Origin of the sequence: Ammonifex thiophilus (genome assembly GCF_003368535.1) — a bacterium.
GTDB classification, from domain to species: domain Bacteria; phylum Bacillota; class Desulfotomaculia; order Desulfotomaculales; family Ammonificaceae; genus Ammonifex; species Ammonifex thiophilus.
The window spans coordinates 1-22,494 of record NZ_QSLN01000022.1 but is presented as its reverse complement, the minus strand read 5'-3'; the positions used below and the strand labels follow the sequence as shown (position 1 = coordinate 22,494).

The following is a 22,494-nucleotide window of genomic DNA, read 5'->3' as shown; positions in this document are numbered from 1 at the left end:
CCCCCAGAAGAAGGATTATGTCCGCAAGAGGTTGAATGTCTGAAATAGGTTGATTGTGCATGAGACCTCGCTCCTCCTTTCAGTCCATGAAAATTGTCCGCGAGGGGCGAGGTCTCCTCCTTCATGAACCTCCTCCGTCACCTACTGAAATTGTACGCTCTCTATATCAGCGGCCGAAGATTAAAAGAAGGAGCCGGTCGCCCTAGAGACAGCCGGCTCTTTCTTAAGTGCTCTCTTCAGCGAGGGCGCAATCAGTACGCCAGCTCGACGGCAAGCAAGCGCAAAAGCTTGCCCCGCATGTAGATGTTCGGCCCGCCTTCCAGGTATCCCTTCACGGTGACCTCTTTGCCTTTGCTTTCCCGGAGTGCCTGGGTGGTGAGAGTGTCCGCCTGGTCGGGCAGGAGAACGTAAATGTCCTGGCCCGCCACCAGCTCCCAGTGAGGCTTCTCGATGGTGCTCCAGGCGAGGTGACCCTTGAGGGTCACCGTTTCCACCCAGAGGCCGAGACGCTGGGCCACCCGGTAGAGGATGGCGGCCATCTGGGCCCGGGTAACCTTTTGCCGGGGAGCGAACTCGCCCTCTCCTACCCCGTAGACCAGCCCGGCGGCCGCCGCGGTGGCCACCGCCTGCCGCGCCCAGGGGCTGATCTCTTCGGCGTCGCGGAAGTTAGGCGCCATCTGCCGCTGGGGAATGCCGGCTAGCCTGAGCGCCACGGCCGCCAGCTCCTCGCGCGTAAGGGTATCTTCAGGACGGAACTTATCGCCGTCTCCCACCATAATCCCTCTCTGGCTGACCGCCGCCACCGCCTTAGCGTACCAGGCCCCAGGCGGTACGTCGCTGAAGTGGGGCGGCGTTTGGGCTTCCAGTCCCAGCAGGCGGCAGACCATGGCCGCCAGCTCCGCCCGGGTTATCGCTTCATCGGGGCGGAAGGTCCCGTCGGGGTAGCCGCCGACCACCCCCCGGGCTGCCAGGACGGCTATATCCTTGGCCGCCCAGTGCCCGGCGACATCGGGGAATTCTTTCCGCACCGCCAGCACGGCGTAGTTGGAGAAGTGCTCCAGCTCCACCACCACCCGCGAGCTCGCGAAATCCAGACGGCCGCCCACCGGCTGCCAGGTGCCGTCAGCCTCCTGGCGAAAGACCAGGCAGCAGAAGGGGCTCAGGTCGCCGAGCTTGGCCGGATCGAAGGCCAGGGCCACCTTCACCGGCTTGGCGGGCTGGGCATCACTCTCGATGCTGACCACCGGCCCCGCGGCCAGCAGACCTGTTGGGAGCTTCTCCGGCGCCCCGGCGGCGATTTTGACCGATACCTTCGTTCCCGCGGGCAGAGCTCCTGCGGGTATCTCCAGAGAAGCCTTCCCGTCGGGAAGGGACAGCTGCTGCCTGTCACCGGTGGTGACCAGCTCCGCCACGCCGGATGGCGTCTCTTCCTTCTTGGCAGGAGCTCCGCCCCCGCCACCACCTCCACCACCACCGCCACCACCGCCTCCGCCACCGCTTCCCCCACCGGGAGCGGGCAGGGAGCGGACGTAGTTCACGACGTTGTAGGCGTTGAGGGTGCCGCCGGAGGCCACTTTGCCGTTAAGGCCGGGGAGGGGAGTCGCCTGCGACCCCAAGATGCTGATTAGCTGGCCGGGGCTGAGGTCGCCGCGCAGGGAGAGGGCCAGGGCGGCCGCGCCGGAGACGAAGGGTGCTGCCATGGAGGTTCCGGACCAGGCTTCGTAGGGCTGGTAGGAGAGCACTACCCTGGCGTAGGGAACCGCCGGTGCCAGCACGCCGGCGCGGTTGTAGGGGGTCATCAAGTAACTGGCTCCGGTGTACGGGTCGTACACGCCGGTAACTACCGAGGGACCGTCCCACCGGTTGATAAACTGCGCTCCTAGGTAGTTATGGTAGAAAGGCGTGCTTTCGATCCCGTAGCCGGCGTACCGGCCGCAGAGGAAGAGCTTGCCGCCGCCCGCCAGGTACTGAATAAGGTTATTCTGATCGGTGCCGGTCAGGTCAGGTATCCAGGTAGAGGGATTGTTGGGGTCGGCGTTGTTGGGGTTGCTGCAGTAGGCATAGCCGGTGAACCAGATGACCCCGCTGTAAACGGTGGCATCCACCGCCGGGCCGTCGGTGCCGCTGGGCACGGTGTAGAGGGTGTAGACGTAGCCGGCCGTGCTCAGGGCGCTGGTGTAAATGGGGCTCACATCGGGGAAGTAGCCGGGCTGGCAGTCGTTAACCAGCAGGAGCGGCTTGGTTTGCGTGAGCGCCGGGGTTATGCCGAAGAAACCGTAGACCGTCCGCACGATGCTGTCGTAAACTGCGCCCGTCGTGGAGGTGCCGCCGGAGGGGTCGTATAAGTCCTCCGCGCCGAAGCCCCAGAACATAACCTTGTAGCCGGAGCTCGGGTTATAAACCGCCAGGGCCACACCACCGCCGGGTGGGGGAGAGGGCACCGTGCTCATGATGTCTTCCCCAGGAGCGGCCAGGGCCACGGAGCTCGGCCCGTAGTTGGAGAAAGAAGCCAGGTTTCCGGGGGAGCGGGAAGGATCGGCCAGGGCTGCCACGGCGATGACGTTGGACAGGGCGGCGAGGTTGTAAACCACCCAGTTAACAGTAAAGCCGGCTGGGTCGGTCAGCACCTGGTCGTTGTTGCTGGCTTCGTTTCCCGCAGCGGCCACGAAAAGGACGTCCGGGTGGGACTTTATCGCCTCGTATTCCAGGTAGTCGGGCTCGCAGCCGGTGCAGCCGAAGCTCATGTTGACGATCTTGGCCCCGTGGCTCGCGGCGTAGTTGATGCCCTCCACGATTTGCACGGAGGTTCCCCAGCCGTCGGCGTTCATTACTTTAACCGCCATGATCCTGGCCTGCGGGGCCACTCCCACCCCTCCCTGGCCGTTAAGTTCCGCGGCGATGATGCCCGCCACGTGGGTGCCGTGGCCGTTATCGTCCATCGGGTAAGGGTCATTGTTCACGAAGTCGTAGCCCGGAGTGCCGGTCTGCGGGTCGCGCCACATGTTGTCCTTCAGGTCCGGGTGGTTGTAGTCCACGCCGGTATCCAGTACTGCCACGACTACTCCGTTGCCCTGGGTGTACTGCCAGGCGGGCTGTGCCTGCACCCCGTAGGTCGGGTTGGTTATGCCCCAGTTGGCCAGCGGATCAATTGGGATGGCGCGGATGCGATAGATGTAGTTGGGCTGGGCGTATTCCACCCGCGGGTCGTTTTTGAGCGCTGCCACTGCCTGCCGGACGTCCGCTCCCGTCTTGAAGAGGGCCGCGCCGTGTGGCAGCTGCCGGGCCATTTTGAGACCCAGGCGCGCGTGCTTGGTCGCGAGCTCGGTTGCCGCTGCTTCAAAGGTTTTTGCCTCCAGCGCATCTTTTTTGAGCTTCACGATCACCTCACCGGGAACGTACGTCTGCGCGGGAGGTGCCTGTGCCGGGACAGGTGCGGCCACTGCGGGCAGCACCTGGCTCAGCACCAGGATGGCCGTCACCAGCAAGCCCAGAAGCCTTAACGAACTCCGTTTTCTCAAGCTACCACCTCCGGGTTCAGGTTTTTGCATCCTGGGTTTCCTGTTAAAGTAATCTCGGCCACCGAAGAGCAGAGCTTTAATTGCCTTCTGCCGGTGTAGAGGTGGGGAGTTCGAAGGCCGGAGGTGGCGGAAAGTTGCGAAGGTTCTGATCTTTCAGCCGGATCTGCACTGGTGAGAAACTAGGAGAATTTGGTTACTTTTTGCTTGACAGGTGCGTGAGTTGGATGTAAAATTTCCATCAAGCGACAGCGGAAGCAGTTTTTCGGCGCAAGAAGCTCTCTTCCCAGTCTCTTTTCGTGAAAATACGTTTTGGCTGATACAAAGCGCACGGAACTTTTCACCTGTGGGGTTGTTAGTAGCTAACCAGTTTGCTGCACTATCCTTGGTAATTGCCTAAATACATCGAAGTACAGCGGAATACGTGCGTACAGGGTGGCAAAGAAAGCAGAGGAGGAGCTCTCCCGCCTTGATACTGACGACCAGCTTAAGACTCCCTGACGAACTGGTAGGGCCCTTGATGAACCTCACTGCCCTGGGCCTTAAGCTTCAGGAGCAGGTGCTGGGGACGTACTGGTCGCCTGAAGGCCTGGAAGCCGTGGCTTCTTCCTCGGGTAAGGCCTGGAAGCTTCTGGATACGGAGCTTTCCCGCCCGCAGGACGTCTACATCCCCAGCCGCGTCTGGCGCTGCATTTTGGAGTCGGCAGGTCGCCTCTTACGCTCCATGGCCGAGAGGAAGCGCATCTTCGAGCTTCTCTTGCCGCTTTTCAACGGGAAAGCCAGAGACGCCGCGAAGGAGCTCTACGACCTGCTCAAAAAAGACGGGGAAGGAGAGAAGTTCGGGTACCTCTTCAACGTGGCCGAGGCCATGGCCAGCTTCTACGCCGAGCACGAGAGGCTTCCTCAGGACTTCTTCGAGCTCCAGAAGAAGCCCGCGCCTAAGAAGTTCACCCTTACGGTTTCTGCGGACGACGGCCCTGAGAGAGGACAGGTGATGAAGTACGAGTGCGACGGGAGAGTGCTGCGGGGCCGGGTGAAGCTTCCTACCTGCCCCGAGCCCAAGAAAGAAGAAGACTGGCAGTGGTTCTCCTTCGAGGTCAGGCTGCCGGAGGAGCTTAAAGAGAAGCTGGCCCAGGGAGGAAAGCTTCATGCCCCCGACCTGAGGCTAAAAGCTAAGCCTTCAGGCAAGCTCGTCGCTCTTCTCGACGTCAAGGTGGAGGTGCCGGAAAAAGCACCTTCGGGTGAGAGAGACCGGGCGCTGGGGCTTGACTGGGGGCAGAGGAAGCTCGTCACCGGCACCGTAGTTTCCAGAGAGGGGCAGCTCACCCCTCCTTTCTTCGTCTTCTGGCAGGCCTTAAAAGCCAAGCTCTTTCGCATCCGGCAGCAAATAAGCCGGCTTCAGGAAATGCGCGACCGCTTCGAAAGAAAAAGCCCGGAGTGGAAAAAGTACAACCGGATGATAGCCTCCGCCTGGCAGAAGTACCACCGGATACAGCACCAGCTCGCCCACCAGGTATCAAGCCTTTTAGTGCTTTTAGCTAAGGCTTTCGACTGCCGGTACATCTTCGTAGAGTGGCTCCTCACCCTGCGTGGGAAGAAGGGGAGGCCGAAAGACCTCAACTGGTGGGTAACCACCACGGTGAGGGGGCTTCTCTTCAGGCTCCTGAGGTATAAAGCGAGACTCCTAGGGATTAAGGTCGTACCGGTTCCACCAGGCGGCACGAGCACCGTTTGCCCCAGGTGCCTGAAGGAAGGCAAGCACGTCAAGTCGCCAAGTGAGCCTGAGGAGAAGGACTCCGGTTCCTGGTTTTTCTGTCCTTCCTGCGGGTACAGCGCCGACCGGGACTACGTGGGGAGCCTCAACGTCGGGAGGTTCGGTTCCAGGCTCAAGAGGCCGCTTTCCTATAGGGTTGGCGGCGCGGCGCAGCCGTTCCCGTCGCAGGGAGCTTCCCGCGAGGAAGCGATGACTCTTACCACGCTAGGATACATTGGAAGCGTTTTCCTGGCTAACTTAACCACACTGATTAGACTCTTATGTTCCGGAGTTTTACCTAGCATAACCTAGCATGGGAGGAACGGTGCAAAAGCTGTTGCGGGAGGTAGAAAGGGAGGCGAGGCGCTGGGCCAAACCTTTCCAGTATATCCTTTCTCGGATCGATCACGAGCTTTATCCCTTGGCAACGGAGCAGGCAAACACGCTTACCCGAGAAAATCTCGAACGGCAGCTGGCGCTTATCGATTATTATCTCCAGAAAGACCTGGTGGTTCAGGCGGTGCTTTTGGCGCGGGAGTGGATGGTCAACTGGCTGGCCTGGCGGGTGGGGGAGCCCAACTGGCTTAAGCAGGAGGTGCGTACGGGGGTACTGGAGGCAGTTCTGAACGCAGCCGCGTCTAATCAGGCGGTAATAGGGGAGAAAAAGCAAGAGTCGGAGGAACTAAAGAAGAAAGAGCTAAAGAAGAGGAAAGAAGAAATATTTCGGCTATTTAACTCCTGGTCCGAGGCAAAGGAGGCGGCAGCCAATCTTTGGCAACAGCTAATAAGAGATTTGCGGAACGACGTGGCCCACTGTGCATTTAGGGACAGCGTGGCTTCGCCAAAAACGGTAAAGGAAAACGCTGAGAAGCTAAGACAGAAGTTAAAAGATCTGCTAAAACCAGAAGATTCCAGTGGAAGTGATATTTGAGTGCTCATGGCCTTTCAAAGAGGACGATTCCGCTTTCCAGGGCGGTGCGGACGAGGGGTAGATGGAGCTCTTCCTGAGTGTAGGGAAAAACTTCTACGGGGAAATCGATTTTCATCTTCGCCGACCACTCGGCTAGGCGCTCCAGAAAAGGGCTGTCACTTTCGGTGAGGACGATGAGGAGGTCGGCATCACTCCCGGGTATCGCTCGCCCCTCGGCCAGGGAGCCGAAGAGGACGATTTTCTTCACGTTTGGGTTCTCTCTGCCCAGGCGTTCAGCTTCCTCCTTCAGGGCTTCGATGAGCTTTTCCCTCTCGAGCCAAAACACTTTCACAGAATTCCACGATTCTTCCCGCACAAAAGAGGGCATCTTTTGCCTCCCTATCCGTGAAATACTCGAAAGGGCTCCCGGCGGCGAATCCGTTGGGGTATCTTGCAGGAATGTAGAATCTGTCCAGCGTGCGGGCGCAGTCCAGGAGCTCTTCCTCCACTTCCACCTTTGTTTGCAGAGCGCGCAGAAGTTCGAACACCGAGTGTCCCCAAGCGAGCCCGCCGAGCTTTTGAAAAGCGGCTTTCACGGCTTTCTCGGCCGCTTGCTGTGCGGCGAAGCAGGCCCACTCAAAGAAGGCCTCCTGGGCCATCCTCCGGGCGGCCTCGAGATCGCGCCTTGCCTGTCTTATCCAGTCGGCACTCCGCTCAGGCATATCCTCGCTTCTCCTTCCTGGCAAAAGTATACCACATTAAAGCCGGTGCATCCTTGCTTCTCCTTTCTTTAGTAAAGCTGTATAAGATGCACTTTGTCGTGAAACAGAGATTGAGGATGGTGCGAGAAAAGGGCGGCGGAGAAAGCGACTTCTGCCTCGAGATGGACTCTTAGGTTAAACCCGAAAGGGCAAGTAACGATACCTTTGGAAGTACGACGTGCTCTGGGTATTGGTGGAGAAATACGGGAGCTCGAGTTGGTTCGCATTGATGAAGGGTTCTATCTCAGAGCACACAAGCCCCCGCTTCCAATCCACGACTACATAGGCTGCTGCGCTGAGGAGCTCCAGGGGATCGAGGATGCCGTTCTCTTCGTGCGGGAACTCCGGCGGAGGAGTAAAATGCGAGTCGCCCCTTAGAGCTACCACTAGGAAGGACTTCGAGAAGGAAGGCTTCCAGCAGGAACGAGCGGCTTCTTTGTCGAAAGCTCCAGCAATTGGATCGGCTGGTTCGGAGGTTTGCCGGATGTCACGCTGGGCGAGAATAACTTTGATTCTAGGGGACTTGGGCTGCATTCACCTCGGCTATCTGGTGGCCTTCCTCCTTCGCTTCCGGGGGAGTCTTCCACCGGAGAACTGGAGCGCTTATCTGGAACTGGCTCCCTGGCTCACGCTGGCCGCTCTTCTGCTCCTTTACGTCTACGGCATCACTTCACCTCAGCGTCGGCGCTGGGCGGAAATCTTCTCCTCCCTGGTCTGTGTGGTGGCGCTTTTGCTTCTATCAGGCCTGAGTCTTTCCTACATCATGCAAACTTACGCTTTTCCCCGGTCCATCTTCTTCCTGGCTGCCATCTTGCAGCTTATCTTTCTGGCTTCCTGGCGGCGGGCGCTGTGGTCTTGGCTTTTGCGCCGTCACGGGCCTTTAACTTTGCTGATAGTGGGCCCCTTGGACGAGGCTTTTAAGCGCCGGGAGCAACTGGAGAAGCACCGGCCTTTGCTCTTTCAGGTTCGCGGTATCGTCACCGACACCGTGCCCCCGGACCAAAAAGGGGACACCCTTTTGTTGGCCACCTACGAGGAGCTCCCTCTGGTCCTGGAGCGGCTACAACCGGAGGGGGTGCTCTTCTGCTCTTCCGTGCCCCAGGGAGAAAGAAGCCGCCTGATGGCCGAGGCGGTGGCGCGGGGCACTTCCGTCTTTCTAATACCCCGGCTGGAAGACTTACTTCTGGCTGGAGCCTCCATGGAGCCGCTTAACGGCATCCCCGCCTTCCACATACTCGGCCTGCAGGAGATGGCAGTGGGAGGCTGGAAGAGACTTTTGGACTTCGCCTTGGCGTTTCTTCTTGCCGTTCCGGCGCTTCCCGTCATCTTGCTGGGCGCCTTACTGGTAAAGCTCGATTCCCCCGGAGCTCCGGCCTTTTACGTGCAAGAGCGGGTGGGCCAGGGAGGGAGGGTGTTTCGCCTCATCAAGCTCCGGACCATGGTGCCGGAGGCGGAAAAGGATACCGGCCCCGTCCTGGCCACCCCGGACGACCCCCGCCTCACCAGGGTGGGGCGCTTTTTGCGGGCCACCCGTATCGACGAACTCCCCCAGCTGTGGAACGTTTTGAAGGGGGATATGAGCTTCGTGGGTCCCCGGCCGGAGAGGCCCTTTTTCGTCAATCAGCTGGAGAGGGAGATACCGGGGTATCATCTGCGCCACTGCCTGCCTCCGGGCATAACGGGGCTGGCTCAGGTGGAAGGGGAGTACAGCACCCTGCCGGAAGACAAGCTGAGGTACGATCTTTTGTACGCTCGGTCGGCTTCGCTTTTAACCGATCTCCGGATTATCCTGCGGACTTTAAGCGTTATGATGCTGCGGGACAAGGCAAGTTGAAGAAGGAGACCTTTTTCGCGTGGCAGACATTATCCCCCTAAACACTAGGCTATGGGTAAAACTGCAAAGTGTAGGAGACGTGGTTTGGTTAGGGAAACTCGGTGTAAAATCGCAGTAGAGAGGCTTAGAGAAAGGAGAAGCTTGCCTTGAGCAAGATGCCGGAGTGGGAGCCGTCGGAGGATTTCATTAGGGAATACGCCCGGCGGGCAAAAGAGAAAGAAGAAAGGCTGGCTGCCCGAAAGAAGGCCGCGTTGGAGAAGGCCCGAGCCGTGGCGGAGCTCCTTAAGAAGAAATACGGAGCGGAAAAGGTGATGCTTTACGGCTCCCTGGCGGGGTGGAGCAAGTTCCACGAGCGCTCCGACATCGACATCATGGTGTGGGGCTTTAAGGGTGACTTCTGGCGAATGCAAGTCGAGGTGGAAGAGACGGCCCTTCCCTTCGAATGCACCGTGGTCTGCCAAGAGGATGCTCTCCCATCTCTTCGGGAGAGGGTGCTGGCGAAAGGGGTAGAGTTATGACAGGCCGCGAAATAAATGTGATTAGAACCCGGGTGGAGGCTGAGTTAGAGGAGCTGACGGTCATCAAGCAGCGAATCTCTAAATACCTCACTCTATTAGAAAGGGTCAGAGGGAGGTCAGAGCAGGCGTCCCTTCTGGACGTATCTGATGCCTGCCTTTTATTGGGAGCAGCTCTGGATGACTTCTACCTCTGCGTGGAGCGCATTTTCAAGATGTTGGCCACGGAGGTGGACGAGTTGCTTCCCAAAGGCGAGTCGTGGCACAGGGATCTTCTCTTGCAAATATCTCGTGAAATACCTGGTATCCGCCCGCCGGTGATTTCCCAGGAGTTGGCGGTGGAATTAGATGAACTACGCCGCTTCCGCCATTTATTCAGAAACATTTACGGCCATAGCTTACAGGAAGAGAGAGTAAAGGAACTAGCACTGAAAGCCGTTTCGCTGTTTGAGAGAATCAAGGAAGAGTTAAGCACCTTTTTCGAGCGGATGCTGGCTCTCTCGGAGAGAGTAGATTACCCTGGGAAACCACGGAAAGGACCTGGGAAGGGCCCCAGACTGTAGAGAACTCCGGGAGTTTGTAATGTTGCAGGATGAAACCAATTGAAGAGGAGAACTGTTTCTGCGCGCGTTGGCGACCGGCGGGGCTAGGTTTATCGGCTCTCATATGGCAGACACCGTTCTAGTCGAGAGGTACGAGGTAGCGATGGATGGTTTAAGCCGGGGCGAGTGGAAAATCTTCACCCTTCCTGCCGCTTTTACCAGCTGGACCTGTGTTCCTTCCGAGCTTTAGGAAGGGGCTCAGGCGTGCGGTGGAGTGTCTGAGAGAAGAGCAGGCAAGGCCGACATGAGAAGAGCACCCACGTTCAGCTCTGCTTTTCCAGCTGTTTTCCCAGGAAGAGCTCGAAGTCACCCAGATCTTTTTCCACGGCTGCCCAGCCGGAAAGGATTTTCTCCTTCAAAGCTTCCACTTTTTCTGGGATCAGGCTGTAAGTGTAGGAGTGCCTAAAAACGTGGCGAAAGCCCCGCAACTCTTCCAGCAACTGGTGGCTCTCTCTGGACAGCAGCCGGGGTCTAATTTTGGGAACCTCCAGAGCCATTCTTTTAAGCAGCTCCCGGTGGTATCTTGAGGGATCCTCAATCTTGTTTTCGAAGGTGTCTGCTACTTCCCTAAAAAGGTCTTCCAAGGCGCAGTAAAGATTGTGAAGTAGGTATCCCAGGGCTATAGTTCTTTCCTCCGTAGAGGTGTCGGCCTTTTGGATCTTTCCCATCAGCTCATTTATTATTTCTCTTTGGTGGGAAAAATAACCCAGTAGCAGGGCCAGGTCTTGCTTTCTCACTTCAGCCTCAGTCCCCTTTGTTCGATTTCTCTTCTGAAGCAACAGTGCTCCATCTCTATGAGATCCACTGTTCTCCCCAGTATATCTTCCAGTTCCACTAGGGTGCGGAAAAAGTCTTCCTCCAGTCCCTCTACGGCTACATCTATATCGGAAAAGTCATGAAAGCCGTTTTCTTTTAAGATGGAGCCCGTCAGAAAGACCCGCTTTACTTTTTTATCGGCGAAGTATTGCTTCAGCGCCTCGATTGCCCAGGCCAGCACTTCTCTCCGCTTCGCTTCTTTTTCCCGGCGTTTTTCCTCTACCACTTTTTCCCATAAAGAAATATCGTATTCCATGTCTCTTTTCCTCGGTCTTCAAGGAAGCCCAGAGCGTGTGCCTACTTTAATCCCCGGTACCTTTGGCTTTATTATAGCACTGGCTTTGCGAGTGGTGCCGAAAACCACCCTCAAAAACCGGGCGGGATTTCCGAAATATTCGAGTGAAAGTCTTTCCAAGGGGGTGGTCTGAGTGTTACGCAGGTGCTTGAGCGTTGGAGTCCTGGTTCTTTTCCTGCTTTCCGTTTTGGCTGCGCCTGTCTTAGCCAAGCCGAGGGTGGAAAAGGAGGTCAAGGTGAGAACCGAACTCCGCAACGAGGGTGAGGAGCAGGAGGTAGAGGCGCGGGTGGAGACGGAGGAGCGCGAAGGGAACACGGTAGCCGGCAGGGTCTACGAGGAAAAGGAAGGGAAGGAGAAGAAGGAGCGCAAGGAAGAGAGGGAGCGGAAGGAAAAGGAGGAACGCAAGAAAGAATCGGTAGAGAAGAAGGTCTACGGAGAGCACAAAATCGAGTTCGCGGGCGTGGTTACGGCAGTCTACGGCGATACTCTGACGGTGGTCAAGGGTGGCATAGGCTATCAGAAAGAGGAGACTTTCACCTTGACGCCCTCCACCAAGATAGTGCTGGTGGGCCACCTGAAGAAGGAGTACACCGATCCCATGGAAGCCCTGAAGGAGGGCGCCATGGTGAAGATCAAGGCCGATGCCGAGGGGAAGGTGAAGGTGCTTCGCATCCTCCCTGCCCGCAAGGGGGAGGCTCTGGGCGTGGTGGCCGTAGTTTACGGGGATAGGGAGATTACTTTTGATGTCCCGCCGTTTATCGAAAACGGGCGTACCATGGTCCCGGTGAGAAAGGTGGCAGAGGCCCTAGGCCTCCAGGTCGACTTCGACAAGGAGACCGGGCAGGTGACCATCACCAACCCGGCCAACGGCAAAACGGTGATCTTCTTCCTGGGAAGTAGGAAGTACTTGGTTGACGGGCAAGAGAAGGAGATGGAAGTGGAGGCCAGGGAGATTTCCGGCAGAACTGTGATCCCCGTGCGCTACATGGGCGAAGCCCTGGGCAGGCAAGTCGATTACGTGAACGGGGTGGTAGACATAGAATAGCAAAAGACTGAGGAACGGAAAGGGCACCCCGGTGCAAGAATGCCCCGGGGTGCTTTTTGTGTGCGGACATCGGCGGTTAGGATTGTCGTCGTTTAACTAAAGCCGCCTTTCAAAGGTTCGGCGGGCTCGCTTGGGGACACTCGGTGTTCGAACTTCTGCGTGCTCTGCAAGCGAAGGTGGCAGAGGGAGTCAAGGGGTGGTTGTCCACTGGAGAAGCTTGTGCTACACTGAACTTAAATCTTCCGTTAAACTTGCTTTCTGTCTCGAAGGTGGCGTTGGAAGCCTAATATGCAGAACTGGAGCCAGTTTTGGACCAGATGGAAAGCGACTACCGGCCAGCTCCGGGGAGAAGTGAACCAGCCTTCTTCCCTCCTTTTGGCTGCCGTGATAGGAGGTATAACTGGTCTTTTAACCGTAGGGTATTACCATCTGGTTCACCTGCTTCAGGGGTTGTGCGCCAGCCATGGTGGTCATCCTCCGACGCACAACCTTTATTTTCTCCTGGCCCCCCTGGCAGGAGGCCTGATCATAGGGATTCTCAACCTGGCCTTTACCAGTGAGGCACGCAGCAGCTACGGTATACCGGGTGTGATCGAGGCCGTTACCTTGCGGGGCGGCAAGATCAGGCCGCAGGTGGCGCTGGCCCGCTCTTTTAACGCGGCCATCTGTATCGCTGTGGGAGGAGCGGCCGGCAAGCAAGGTTCACTGGCCCAGCTCGGTCTGGAGACGGGCTATACTCTGGGAAGGTGGCTTAAACTTCCCGAGTCCAAGGTGCGCCTGCTCATCATGTGCGGCGTGGCCGGCATGATAGGGGCCAACTACAACTCTCCCCTGGGCAGTGCTCTACTGATCTTTGAAGTTATTCTAGGGGAATTTAAGATCGATTATTTCGGTCCCATAATTATCTCCTCTACTTTGGCTACTCTGGTCTACCGCAGTCTGGTGGGAAACGCCCCCAAATTTTTTGCTCCTCCCTACACCATAAAAAGCCCGGACGAACTTTTTTGGTTCATCGTTTTGGGAGTGTTCTGCGGCCTTTTAGGGCTTCTGTACGTCGGGGTGGTGTTGCAGTCAGAAGCCCTTTTCCGTCGCATAAGGCAGCAGGTCCCTCGCAACTTTTACCTGCTGATCCCTCTCCTGGGCGGTCTGGGTATAGGGGTGATTAACTATCTGGTTCCCCTGGCCCACGGTCGCGGGACGCAGGGGATCAACCTAGCCCTCACCGATGTGGATGTGGCCGGCTCCCTGGGTCCAAAATTCGGTTTGCCCCATATAGACCTGACTCCTTTGGGCCACTCCCTCCCCTCCATCATGCTTTTTCTGCTCCTGCTGAAGCTCATAAGTGTTTCTCTCACCATGGGGGCTTGGTCGACGGGCGGCGGCTTCCGGGCCGGCCTCTTCACCGGCGCCATGTTCGGGGCCAGTATCGGCTACCTTTTCGAGCACCTGGCGCCGGGAGTGACGGCTCCCCCCGGTGCCTACGCTCTTCTAGGAATGGGGGGAGTTTTTGCCGGTTTCTCCCAGGCTCCCCTTACCGCCTTGGTTATGACCTCCGAGATGACCAAGGACTTTCATCTGATTGTTCCGCTGGCCATAACCTGCGTGGTGAGCGCTTACACTTCTAAGGCGCTCACGCACAAGACCCTCTACATGGCGCGCCTCATCCAGATGGGCTATGACGTTTTCACGGCTCGCCGCTCGGATATCCTGAGGGATATCACCGTGAAAGAGGCTATGGTGACCAGCGTTTATACTCTGGAAGGAAGCCTGCCGGTGCGGGAGGCCTACCAGAAAGCTCTGAGTTCCGGCTTCAGATGGTTCCCGGTGCTCGACTCCAAGGGGCGCTTTCTGGGAGTAGTTTCCTTGGCCGGGTTGGAGGTGGCGGCCCGCACCAGACAGGCTCGTCTTCCCTTGGAACGAATCACGCCGCCTCCGGTGGCATTTCTAACTCCCTCCGACACCCTCCAGGACGCGGTGAAGAAGATGGGTTCCGCGGGCATGAAGCGCCTGCCAGTGGTACACGAGGAGGATCCTTCCCGGCTGGTTGGTTGGCTTACGCATCACGACGTGTTTCAGGCCTACTACCGCGAGCTGGCGCAAGAAGTCAGGCAGGCTGAGCTTCAGGCCCCGTCTTCTGCAAAGGAAGCTGAGAGGGCTATGGACAAGCGAGCAAGCGGTATAATAGAAGGCGGTTGATTACTGGGAAAAGGAGTGAGGCTTTTCTTGAGCGTGCGCGTGCGTTTTGCTCCCAGCCCCACAGGGAGCTTGCACATCGGGGGTGCCAGAACTGCCCTTTTCAATTACCTTTTTGCCCGCTCACAAGGCGGAAAGTTCATCTTGCGGCTGGAGGACACCGACTTTGAGCGCCACCAGGAAGAAGCGGAGGCCAACATCCTGGAAAGTCTTCGCTGGCTGGGCTTGGAGTGGGACGAAGGCCCAGATCGCGGCGGCCCCTACGGCCCCTACCGGCAGTCGGAGCGGCTGGAGCTTTACCAGCAGGAGGCCAGGCGGCTCCTGGAAGCGGGTTTAGCCTATCCCTGCTATTGCACGCCGGAGGAACTGGCGGCGGAGCGGGAAAGGATGCGGAGGGAGGGGAAGGTGCCCCGCTACAGCGGCCGCTGTCGTAACCTCAGCCCGGAAGAGAGAGCGGAACTGGAAGCCAAGGGCATAAGGCCAGCTCTGCGCTTGAAAGTACCGGCGGAAGGACAAATAGTGGTGAGCGACCTCATCCGGGGAGAAGTGGTCTTCGACTGTTCCACCCTGGACGACTTCATCATCATGAAGTCGTCGGGCGTGCCTACCTATAACTTTGCCTGCGTGGTGGACGACGCTCACATGAAGATTTCCCACGTCATCCGGGCGGAGGAGCACCTGTCCAACACTCCCAAGCAGCTGCTGGTGTACCGCGCTTTAGGTTACGAGCCGCCTGCTTTCGCTCATGTGCCCATGATCCTGGCCCCGGACCGCTCCAAGCTCTCCAAACGGCATGGAGCCACCGGGGTGGAGGAGTTCCGGGCTCAGGGCTTTGTGCCCGAGGCTTTGCTTAACTACCTGGCTTTGCTCGGCTGGTCGCCGGGGGACGAGCAGGAAATCTTTTCAAAAGATGAGTTAATTGCCCGGTTTTCTCTAGAAGCGGTTTCTAAGCACGCAGCGATTTACGATATCCAGAAGCTCACCTGGTTTAACAGCCAGTACCTAAATCTTCTTCCTTTAGAGCGCCTGTATGAGCTTGCCCTTCCCTTTTTCCGACAGGCGGGACTAGGGGAAGAAATAGAGAGGGCGGAGCGGGACTATGTCCTGCAGGTGCTGGCTACAGTACGTTCGCGGGCCCGCACCTTGGTGGAGCTGGTGGACATGAGCTCTTACTTTTTCCGCGACGACTTCGCTTACGATCCTAAGGGGGTGGACAAGTTCTTCCGTCGCCCCGGCGTGGCCGAGCTCTTGAAGGAGGGAAAGGAGGCCTTGTCTCGGATTTCTTCCTTTGACGAGGCGAGTATCGAGGCCGCCTACCGCCGGCTGATAGAAGAGAAAGGGATCAAAGGGGGGGATTTGATTCATCCCACGCGGCTGGCCCTGACTGGCAGGACGGTAGGGCCGGGGCTTTTCGAAATCATGGCCCTCTTGGGAAAGGAGAGGTGCCTGGCGCGGCTGGAAAGGGCGGCGCAGTGGATAGAGGAGAATATATGAAAGGGCTCAGTTTTCGTGCCGGTGTTCGGCCTGACTCTGCAGCAGCCAAGCGAAGGTCAAGAGGAACGAGCCGTAGAGGATGAGGTAGAAGAGACCGGCGGCGTAGACGGCCCCTCCTAAGAAAAGGAGATAGAAGTCCCAGGCAAGCCCTTGGACGTGGCCTCCCACCACGCCGAGGGCTTGCTTTGTTATCCCAGTCACGCACAGAAACCCTAGGACTACAAGCAAGCTTCCTACTGCCCATCTGATTACCTTTTTCTTGCATCTGGCCTGCATTTTTACTCCCTCCTGACACCTTATCTTCGTTGAGTTCTTATCTGCAAAAACTGTGCCATGCTCCGGACCTAGATCGGCTCGGCTGACTGGACAGCGGTGTCCAGATAACTGTCAAGTTTACATAACATGCTGTTCGCTTTCTGAACAGTGTTTGACAGGAGGGCGCTTGTGATGCCCTTCGGCAGCCTCCGAGGGATTGGCATGTTTTTTGCAGGGGCAAAGGGGTAGGAAGAGCTTGTGCACGGAGGTGAAAAAGGCGCTTTAGTAAAGGGGAAAAAGCACCTTGGGGGAAGAGGTAAGGGTGGTTTTTTAGGCAGAGAAAGGTTTTTGTGGGCTAGAACGCACCTTTGGGAACAAGTCCGGAAAGCTTTACAGTTAGGGGGGTTTACAGATGACAAAAAAGCTTACACCTAAGGAAAAGAGCGAGGCGGTCAAGCGCATTGAGCGGCGCGTTATGGTCATCGTTACCCTGGTGACCCTTGCGGCCTTCTGGGCTGGGCTTTACGCGCTGCAGCACTGGGTGTTCCGCGACTATTACGATCCTCACCGCCACGTGATCGTGGAACAGGATCCGGAGACCCTGCTGGTTTATTCCTGGAAGGACAGTGAGGGGCATATCTTCACCCGTCACTCGCCTACAGTGCGTCTCTTCCCCTACGGGATCATGATGCTGCTCCTGGCCCTTATGGGAATGTCCGCTAAGCTCTCTAGCTCGCTCAAGCAATACTACCTCTCCCGGCTGGAGGGGGAGGAGATGGCGGCCGAGGCCGAACCTGCCTACGCCCGCGAGCGCCGGGCCTTCTAGGGGGTGCTGGCGATGCATATTTTCCTGCCCATTGCCAACATGGATTTGCCCTTCCTGGCCGTGCTGGGATTAGGTGGAGTGGTAGGCTTCCTCTCCGGGCTCTTCGGCGTGGGAGGGGGATTCCTCCTCACCCCGGTGCTGCTGATGGTAGGGGTGCCGCCGGCTGTGGCTACAGCTAGCGACACCAACCAGATCGTGGCGGCTTCGGTTTCGGGAACGGTAGCCCACGCCCGCAGCGGCAACGTGGATTTCAAGTTGGGCTCGATCATCCTGGTGGGCGGGCTTCTGGGTGGAACCATAGGTACCGACCTGGTGCGGCACCTGCGGACGCTCGGTCACTTCGACTTCGTGGTAAAGGTAGCCTACGTGGTCATGCTCTTGAGCGTAGGGGTCTTCATGTTTCAAGAGAGCCTGCGGGCGCTCAGGCGCAGGGAGCACGCGCTGGAAACCCCTCACCCTCCCAAGTGGGTGCGAACCTTGCCCTGGCGCCTTTACTTCCCAGTATCGGGTATAGAGTGCTCGGCGCTGGCGCTTCTCCTCCTAGGTTTCCTCATCGGCATGCTAGCGGCGATCATGGGGGTGGGGGGTGGCTTCATCATGCTGCCCGTCATGATCTACCTCTTAGGCATTCCCACCCTCAAAGCGGTAGGGACGAGCATATTCACCGTGGTCTTCACTGCCATCAACGTCACCCTGGCCCAGGCTACGGTCAACGGTACGGTGGATGTGGTACTGGCTGTTTTGCTGCTGCTGGGTTCCTCCATAGGGGCGCAGCTGGGGGCTAAGGTCAGCCGCCGCCTGGCGGGGGAGCAGTTGCGTATAGCCTTCTCGATCATCGTACTGGCTGTTATGGCCAAAATGCTTTACCAGCTGGTAACTCCACCTCCAGTGCTCTTCGCCTTTGGAGGTGGGCACTAATGCGGTGGGGATTAAGACTCCTTTCCTGGCTATTCCTTTTTCTGCTGGGCTTTGCCCTACCGGCGTCTGCCCTGGAGGTTAGCCCCGATAAGGTAGGGATCGGGCTTAATTTTGCGGGCGACAAGGTGACCGTCACCGGCGCTCTGCCGGCGGGCTGCAACGTGTATGTGGAGGTCCTTTCTCCTCCTGTAAAAGTCCCGGTCAACCGGCTGGGACACGTCGGTCCCTTCTGGCTCAACAAGCAGAAGGCGGAAATTAAAGGAGTGCCCAAGCTTTACCAGGTCTACACTTCCTGTCCTTTAAGCCAGCTCCCCCCTGCGCTCCGGGAGGAGCTAGAGGGTTACCAGAAAGCCTTTCGAAAGGCAGAGGTCTACGACACCACGGGGGAGGAAAAACGTTTGCTTGACCGCCAGGCAGCCCTGCCCTTCCTCCAGTTTCTGGCCCAAGAATACCAGAACAAGGGGCTTTACGCCGTCCGCGAAGGGGCAGTGAAAGTTACCGACGGCCACTTCCAGGTGACGGTGGACGTGCCGCCGGGAACCCCGCAGGGGGAAATCCAGGTAACGGCCCACTTCGTCAAGAACGGGCAGGTGGTGGGCCGGGAGGCCACTTCCTTCCGGGTGGAGAGCCGGGGACTGGTGCGGTGGCTGCGCGTGCTGGCCGGAACCGAGGGACCGGTCTACGGTGGTATGGCAGTTATGCTGGCTATCATAGCAGGGCTAGGAGTTGGGATGGGCTTCGGCTTGCTCGACCGTCTCCTGAGCTTCGGCATACCCCGGCGTACTTCGCGGGCTTGAAGGCGGGCCTGGAAGGGCCGGATAGCCTTGCGACGAAAAGGCAGGATGAAGAGTCCTGCCTTTTCGTCATAAAAAGGCTTGAACCATAGATTTCTTCCTTGTTCCCAAGCCCAGCCGTGCGCTATTATGGGAAGTGAAGCTACTTTCGGCCGGGAGGGAGAAGGGGCTTTTGCGGTTCTCCTTTGCTTTCGGACGACAGATTATAGCGCTGGTAGCCCTCTTGTTACTTGTCCCGGTAGCGGTGACGATTTTCATGTTGCATACCATAAACAAGAGCGAGGCGGCCATGCTGGAGGCCCAGAAGCTTAAGCTCCAGCGGGTGGTGGAGCAGTTAGACGCCGGGCTTCCCGCCGGAGGATTCGACGTCCTGCTGGCCCAGCGGGGGGTGCCGGAAGACACCCCCGTGCGGGAGAAGGTGGCGGTGCTCAATTCGGCCTTGCGGGGCGTGATCGAGCGCGTGAAGGCCCAGTATCCCGGGGTAGAGGCGGGATTTTACTCCGCCTCTTTAGACCGGATCATCGACGGCTCCCCGCAAAGCCAAGCAGGAGAGAACTTCTCCAGCCGGAGGCGGAATAACTTCTTAGAGGTCATGCGGGGCCGGGAAAAGACTGAAGTGCTGGGGCCAGCCGAGGGAGGAATCCTGGAGGTTTACCAGCCCCTTTACCGGGACGGTAAGATAATAGGGGCGGTCTGGGCTACGGAGAGCCTGGGACACTTGGCTGCCCGGCGGCACGCGGTGCTGGCCACCGCCTACGCCATCATTGCACTGGGAGTGCTGGCGGGGTTCGGAGGTGCCCTGGCGGTGGTACACCGCTTTGTCCAGAACGTGAATCAGATAAAGGAAGGGCTCAAGCAACTACGCTACGATCTTTCCCGCCCCCTGAAGCCGGCAGCAGGAGAGTTGGGGGAGATAACGGCGGCGGTAAACGAACTGGCTTCCCTGCTTCTGCGAACCCAGCAGTACACACGGGTGATGCTGGCTACTATCGCCGAGGGGCTGCTAGTGGTCGATATGGAGGGCCAGATTATGCTGGCCAACGCCGCGGCGGTGAGGCTCTTAGGCTTGCCGGCCGACTGGGGTGGGAAGAATTTCCGGGAAGTGCTACCAGTAAACACCCCTTTCGCCGAGCTTCTGCGCCGGGCCCTAGAGAGGCGCGAAGAGGTGCGCGACCGACTGGTGGCCTGTAAGGGGGATGGGGGGGAGGAGAGGCAATTGCTGGTGAGTACTGCTTTGCTCTTTGTCGAGGAGCAGCCCATAGGAGCGGTACTCTGCGTGCAGGATGTCACTGAACAGGTGAGGCTGCAGCGGGAGATGCGGCGGCAGGAGCGACTGGCTTCGCTGGGTCGGCTGGTAGCCGGGGTGGCGCACGAGATCCGCAATCCCCTGACCGCCATCAACTGCTACCTCCAACTCTGGCAGAAGAGCGGTCGCTTTCCAGAGAAGCCGCTCAATACCATGCGGGAAGAGATCGATCGGTTGGATAATCTGGTAGAAAAGTTGCTCTGCCTGGCCAAGCCGGCGGAGGTGAAGAAGGTTCCCTATGAAGTTAACCAGCTGGTGCGCGACTCTTTGCGCTTCTTCGAGGAAGTGGTGGGGATAAAGATCGAAACCGACTTAGCTCCCGACTTACCTCGGGTGCCGCTTGACCCGGAGCAGATGGGGCGCGTTTTGCAAAACCTCTTCTTCAACGCCTGCGAGGCTATGGCAGAGGGAGGGGTGCTCTCCGCGCGCACTTACAAGGCCGGGGACGGTCGGCACGCGGTGATCGAGGTGGCGGATACCGGCTGTGGCATCCCGTCGGAGCACCTGAAAGAAATCTTTGAGCCTTTCTTCACCACCAAGCCACAGGGTACGGGACTGGGCCTCTCCCTGGCCAAAGAGGTGGTGGAGGCGCACGGAGGCAGAATAGAGGTGGAGAGCGAGCTGGGGAAGGGGACCACGATGCGGGTCTATCTTCCCCTGCAGGAGGTGGGTGTCAGTGGCGAAGCTCATCTTGGTGGTTGACGATGAGAAAAGCGTCTGCGAGGCTCTGAAGGACGTCCTAGAGGAGTCGGGCTACAGCGTGGTGACGGCCACCAGCGGCCGGGAAGCTTTGGAGAAGGTGAACCTCATCCGTCCCCACGCTGTGCTCCTAGACATCCGCATGCCGGAGATGGACGGGATAAAAGTGCTGCAGGTCCTGCGGGAGAAGTATCCCGGGGTACCCGTAATCCTTATGACCGCTTACAGCGATACCCAGACCACCATTAACGCCATGCGCCACGGGGCTTTCGAGTACATCGTGAAGCCCATCAACCTAGATGAGCTTCTTTCCACGCTGGAGAAAGCTACTACCGTGACCGAGCCTCTGGTGACGGTAGGTAAGGGGGAAGTCGCACCGCGCCCGGGTACGCTTATTGGCTGCAGCCCGGCCATGCAGGAAGTCTACAAGACCATAGGAAGGATTGCCGATTCGGACGTCACAGTGCTGATTCAAGGGGAAAGCGGGACTGGCAAGGAGCTAGTGGCAGAGGCCATCCATTACAACAGCCCGCGCCAGGGTAGGCCCTTCGTCAAGATAGACTGCACCGCCATTCCCGAGAACCTGTTGGAAAGCGAGCTTTTCGGGCACGAAAAGGGAGCCTTTACCGGAGCCCACACCCGCAAGCTAGGTAAGTTCGAGCTGGCCGACGGGGGCACGGTTTTCCTGGACGAGATAGGAGATATAAGCCCGGCCCTGCAGGCCAAGCTTTTGCGCTTCCTACAGGAGAAAGCCTTCGAGCGCGTGGGGGGGACGGAGACCAGGCGGGTGGATGTGCGCATTATCGCGGCCACCAACAAGGATCTGGAGGAGCGGGTAAAGTCTGGCCTTTTCCGCGAAGATCTCTACTACCGCCTCAACGTGGTGGAGATAAGGCTGCCGCCGCTACGGGAACGCAAGGAGGATGTGATGCTCCTGGTGGACTACTTCGTAAGTCTCAGCAACCGAAAGTTCGGCAAGCAGGTGACCGGGCTTACGCGTAGCGTGGCCGACATCTTGCTGCAGTATAACTGGCCCGGCAATGTGCGGGAGTTGCGCAACGTATGCGAAAGAGCGGTGCTGATGGCGCGGGGAAATGTCATAACTCCGGAGAGTCTGCCAGAATACCTTTTGCGGGCGGTGCGGAGCCGGTCTGAGACCTGGCACCCGGCGGAGGATAAGAGGGTGCTGCCCCTAAAGGAGATGGTGGCGGAGATGGAACGTTCTGCTATCCTCAGGGCGCTGGAAGAGCACCGGGGAAATAAGACGGCGGTAGCCCGGGCTCTAGGAATGAGCCGCACCACTCTTTACGCCAAGATGAAGGAGCTTGGCATTGCCGATCCGGAGAACGATAAAGACCATCATGAACTAAAAAAGGTGTTTGGGGGCATTGAGCGTGCCTAAGTGTTTGGTTTTGGTAGACGGCGAAGACACAGCTCGCGAGTTAGCCTCTTTCGTGGTCAGGCTTGTCAAGGCCAATCCGGAGCTGGAGGTGGTGTTGCTCTACGCTTCTCCCTTGCGTGACGCCGTTCCTTCCCTGCCGGGAGCAGGGTGGCTGGCTCAGGAAGAGTTCGAGCGCTACTTCCGGCTCCGTGCCGACAGTGCGCTATCGGAGGCTCTGGCTGTCTTCCGGATAGCGGGTGTCGGTGTCCGCACCCTCTCCCTGCCAGAGGATCCGGTAGCGGCGGTCAAGCGTCTGGTCGAGAGCGAGTCCGATTATGCGTTGGTGGTAGTAGGCGATAAGGGGACCGATGACCGGTTGCACTACGTGCTGAGCAGCGAAGTCTACCGCCTTTCGCACCTTCTGCCCCTTCCCTTAGTGGTGGTAAAGACGAGATGTTAGTGTAAAGTTACCGTAGGAGTTCTTGCAGGAGCCGAGGGAGGAGAAAAAGAAGAAGAGACCTCACCGTCCTTGCTAGGGACGAGCAGTTGACAATCCAACCACTCAGGAGGGTGAGGTCTCTA

The 22,494-nt window shown here is 58.3% G+C and carries 21 protein-coding genes; 15 read left to right on the top strand and 6 right to left on the bottom strand.

The annotated features are described in order from the left end of the window. Nucleotides 1-251 precede the first annotated feature (251 nt). The gene (locus DXX99_RS09755; RefSeq protein ID WP_165847813.1) at nt 252-3,518 is read right to left on the bottom strand and encodes a S8 family serine peptidase; all 3,267 of its coding nucleotides are present in this window, start codon (nt 3,516-3,518) and stop codon (nt 252-254) included. Between the two features lie 466 nt (nt 3,519-3,984). Here DXX99_RS09755 and DXX99_RS09750 point away from each other — a divergent pair, with 466 nt between their 5' ends. Both DXX99_RS09750 and DXX99_RS09745 read left to right on the top strand, forming a co-directional pair. After that, the gene (locus DXX99_RS09750) at nt 3,985-5,580 is read left to right on the top strand and encodes an RNA-guided endonuclease InsQ/TnpB family protein (RefSeq protein WP_115793299.1); all 1,596 of its coding nucleotides are present in this window, start codon (nt 3,985-3,987) and stop codon (nt 5,578-5,580) included. A gap of 13 nt (nt 5,581-5,593) precedes the next feature. Beyond that, nucleotides 5,594-6,199, top strand: coding sequence for a TM1812 family CRISPR-associated protein (locus DXX99_RS09745; RefSeq protein WP_165847812.1), 606 nt, complete (start codon nt 5,594-5,596; stop codon nt 6,197-6,199). Between the two features lie 4 nt (nt 6,200-6,203). Here DXX99_RS09745 and DXX99_RS09740 read toward each other — a convergent pair whose 3' ends face one another. Next, nucleotides 6,204-6,530 (bottom strand): nucleotidyltransferase domain-containing protein, encoded by a 327-nt coding sequence (locus DXX99_RS09740; protein ID WP_115793297.1) that lies wholly within the window; start codon nt 6,528-6,530, stop codon nt 6,204-6,206. Further along, a complete protein-coding gene (locus DXX99_RS09735) occupies nt 6,472-6,837 on the bottom strand; it encodes a HEPN domain-containing protein (RefSeq protein WP_240610899.1) in 366 nt (121 codons plus the stop codon). The genes DXX99_RS09740 and DXX99_RS09735 overlap by 59 nt, the downstream gene beginning before the upstream one ends. 267 nt (nt 6,838-7,104) lie before the next feature. Between DXX99_RS09735 and DXX99_RS11375 the strand changes: the two genes are divergently transcribed. The 4 genes from DXX99_RS11375 to DXX99_RS09715 all read left to right on the top strand — a co-directional run bounded on the left by DXX99_RS11375 (nt 7,105) and on the right by DXX99_RS09715 (nt 9,851). Beyond that, nucleotides 7,105-7,317, top strand: coding sequence for a hypothetical protein (locus DXX99_RS11375; protein WP_134643002.1), 213 nt, complete (start codon nt 7,105-7,107; stop codon nt 7,315-7,317). 106 nt (nt 7,318-7,423) lie between these two features. Beyond that, nucleotides 7,424-8,773 (top strand): sugar transferase, encoded by a 1,350-nt coding sequence (locus DXX99_RS09725; RefSeq protein ID WP_115793294.1) that lies wholly within the window; start codon nt 7,424-7,426, stop codon nt 8,771-8,773. A 155-nt stretch (nt 8,774-8,928) separates the two neighbouring features. Beyond that, on the top strand, nt 8,929-9,291 hold the full coding sequence (locus DXX99_RS09720; protein ID WP_240610898.1) for a nucleotidyltransferase family protein: 363 nt from the start codon (nt 8,929-8,931) through the stop codon (nt 9,289-9,291). Next, nucleotides 9,288-9,851 carry a ribonuclease toxin HepT-like protein gene (locus tag DXX99_RS09715; protein ID WP_115793292.1) on the top strand — a complete coding sequence of 188 codons (564 nt, stop codon included), beginning with the start codon at nt 9,288-9,290 and terminating at the stop codon, nt 9,849-9,851. Before DXX99_RS09720 ends, DXX99_RS09715 begins: the two co-directional genes overlap by 4 nt. Nucleotides 9,852-10,153: 302 nt before the next feature. Here DXX99_RS09715 and DXX99_RS09710 read toward each other — a convergent pair whose 3' ends face one another. Both DXX99_RS09710 and DXX99_RS09705 read right to left on the bottom strand, forming a co-directional pair. After that, nucleotides 10,154-10,627, bottom strand: a complete 474-nt coding sequence (locus DXX99_RS09710) for a ribonuclease toxin HepT-like protein (RefSeq protein ID WP_115793291.1) — start codon at nt 10,625-10,627, stop codon at nt 10,154-10,156. After that, nucleotides 10,624-10,962 carry a nucleotidyltransferase family protein gene (locus DXX99_RS09705; protein WP_115793290.1) on the bottom strand — a complete coding sequence of 113 codons (339 nt, stop codon included), beginning with the start codon at nt 10,960-10,962 and terminating at the stop codon, nt 10,624-10,626. Before DXX99_RS09705 ends, DXX99_RS09710 begins: the two co-directional genes overlap by 4 nt. Nucleotides 10,963-11,134: 172 nt before the next feature. On the opposite strand from DXX99_RS09705, the gene DXX99_RS09700 reads away from it, so the two are divergent. The 3 genes from DXX99_RS09700 to gltX all read left to right on the top strand — a co-directional run bounded on the left by DXX99_RS09700 (nt 11,135) and on the right by gltX (nt 15,733). After that, entirely contained in the window at nt 11,135-12,046 is a 912-nt protein-coding gene (locus tag DXX99_RS09700; RefSeq protein WP_115793289.1) for a copper amine oxidase N-terminal domain-containing protein, read from the top strand. 288 nt (nt 12,047-12,334) lie between these two features. Beyond that, on the top strand, nt 12,335-14,242 hold the full coding sequence (locus tag DXX99_RS09690; protein WP_115793288.1) for a chloride channel protein: 1,908 nt from the start codon (nt 12,335-12,337) through the stop codon (nt 14,240-14,242). Nucleotides 14,243-14,269: 27 nt separating this feature from the next. Beyond that, nucleotides 14,270-15,733, top strand: coding sequence for a glutamate--tRNA ligase (gltX, locus tag DXX99_RS09685; protein WP_240610897.1), 1,464 nt, complete (start codon nt 14,270-14,272; stop codon nt 15,731-15,733). A gap of 6 nt (nt 15,734-15,739) precedes the next feature. On the opposite strand, the gene DXX99_RS09680 is transcribed toward gltX, so the two are convergent. Beyond that, nucleotides 15,740-16,009 (bottom strand): hypothetical protein, encoded by a 270-nt coding sequence (locus DXX99_RS09680; RefSeq protein ID WP_115793286.1) that lies wholly within the window; start codon nt 16,007-16,009, stop codon nt 15,740-15,742. A gap of 391 nt (nt 16,010-16,400) precedes the next feature. Here DXX99_RS09680 and DXX99_RS09675 point away from each other — a divergent pair, with 391 nt between their 5' ends. From DXX99_RS09675 to DXX99_RS09650, 6 genes are all read left to right on the top strand, one after another. Beyond that, complete coding sequence (locus DXX99_RS09675) at nt 16,401-16,814, top strand: hypothetical protein (RefSeq protein WP_115793285.1); 414 nt, start codon at nt 16,401-16,403, stop codon at nt 16,812-16,814. Between the two features lie 12 nt (nt 16,815-16,826). Beyond that, nucleotides 16,827-17,732, top strand: a complete 906-nt coding sequence (locus DXX99_RS09670; RefSeq protein ID WP_115793284.1) for a sulfite exporter TauE/SafE family protein — start codon at nt 16,827-16,829, stop codon at nt 17,730-17,732. Beyond that, nucleotides 17,732-18,529, top strand: coding sequence for a TIGR02186 family protein (locus DXX99_RS09665; protein WP_115793283.1), 798 nt, complete (start codon nt 17,732-17,734; stop codon nt 18,527-18,529). Before DXX99_RS09670 ends, DXX99_RS09665 begins: the two co-directional genes overlap by 1 nt. 169 nt (nt 18,530-18,698) lie before the next feature. Further along, a complete protein-coding gene (atoS, locus tag DXX99_RS09660) occupies nt 18,699-20,534 on the top strand; it encodes a two-component system sensor histidine kinase AtoS (protein WP_165847810.1) in 1,836 nt (611 codons plus the stop codon). Next, nucleotides 20,509-21,933 (top strand): sigma-54-dependent transcriptional regulator, encoded by a 1,425-nt coding sequence (locus DXX99_RS09655; RefSeq protein ID WP_115793281.1) that lies wholly within the window; start codon nt 20,509-20,511, stop codon nt 21,931-21,933. The genes atoS and DXX99_RS09655 overlap by 26 nt, the downstream gene beginning before the upstream one ends. Continuing rightward, entirely contained in the window at nt 21,926-22,372 is a 447-nt protein-coding gene (locus tag DXX99_RS09650; protein ID WP_165847809.1) for a universal stress protein, read from the top strand. Before DXX99_RS09655 ends, DXX99_RS09650 begins: the two co-directional genes overlap by 8 nt. Nucleotides 22,373-22,494: the final 122 nt, after the last annotated feature.

What these genes read in the sequence shown, in the direction of transcription:
- DXX99_RS09735 (WP_240610899.1), bottom strand. Translation starts at nt 6,837, where the DNA reads ATGGCCCAGGAGGCCTTCTTTGAGTGGGCCTGCTTCGCCGCACAGCAA.
- DXX99_RS09725 (WP_115793294.1), top strand. Translation starts at nt 7,424, where the DNA reads ATGTCACGCTGGGCGAGAATAACTTTGATTCTAGGGGACTTGGGCTGC.
- DXX99_RS09720 (WP_240610898.1), top strand. Translation starts at nt 8,929, where the DNA reads ATGCCGGAGTGGGAGCCGTCGGAGGATTTCATTAGGGAATACGCCCGG.
- DXX99_RS09715 (WP_115793292.1), top strand. Translation starts at nt 9,288, where the DNA reads ATGACAGGCCGCGAAATAAATGTGATTAGAACCCGGGTGGAGGCTGAG.
- DXX99_RS09705 (WP_115793290.1), bottom strand. Translation starts at nt 10,962, where the DNA reads ATGGAATACGATATTTCTTTATGGGAAAAAGTGGTAGAGGAAAAACGC.
- DXX99_RS09690 (WP_115793288.1), top strand. Translation starts at nt 12,335, where the DNA reads ATGCAGAACTGGAGCCAGTTTTGGACCAGATGGAAAGCGACTACCGGC.
- DXX99_RS09680 (WP_115793286.1), bottom strand. Translation starts at nt 16,009, where the DNA reads ATGCAGGCCAGATGCAAGAAAAAGGTAATCAGATGGGCAGTAGGAAGC.
- DXX99_RS09675 (WP_115793285.1), top strand. Translation starts at nt 16,401, where the DNA reads ATGACAAAAAAGCTTACACCTAAGGAAAAGAGCGAGGCGGTCAAGCGC.
- DXX99_RS09670 (WP_115793284.1), top strand. Translation starts at nt 16,827, where the DNA reads ATGCATATTTTCCTGCCCATTGCCAACATGGATTTGCCCTTCCTGGCC.
- DXX99_RS09665 (WP_115793283.1), top strand. Translation starts at nt 17,732, where the DNA reads ATGCGGTGGGGATTAAGACTCCTTTCCTGGCTATTCCTTTTTCTGCTG.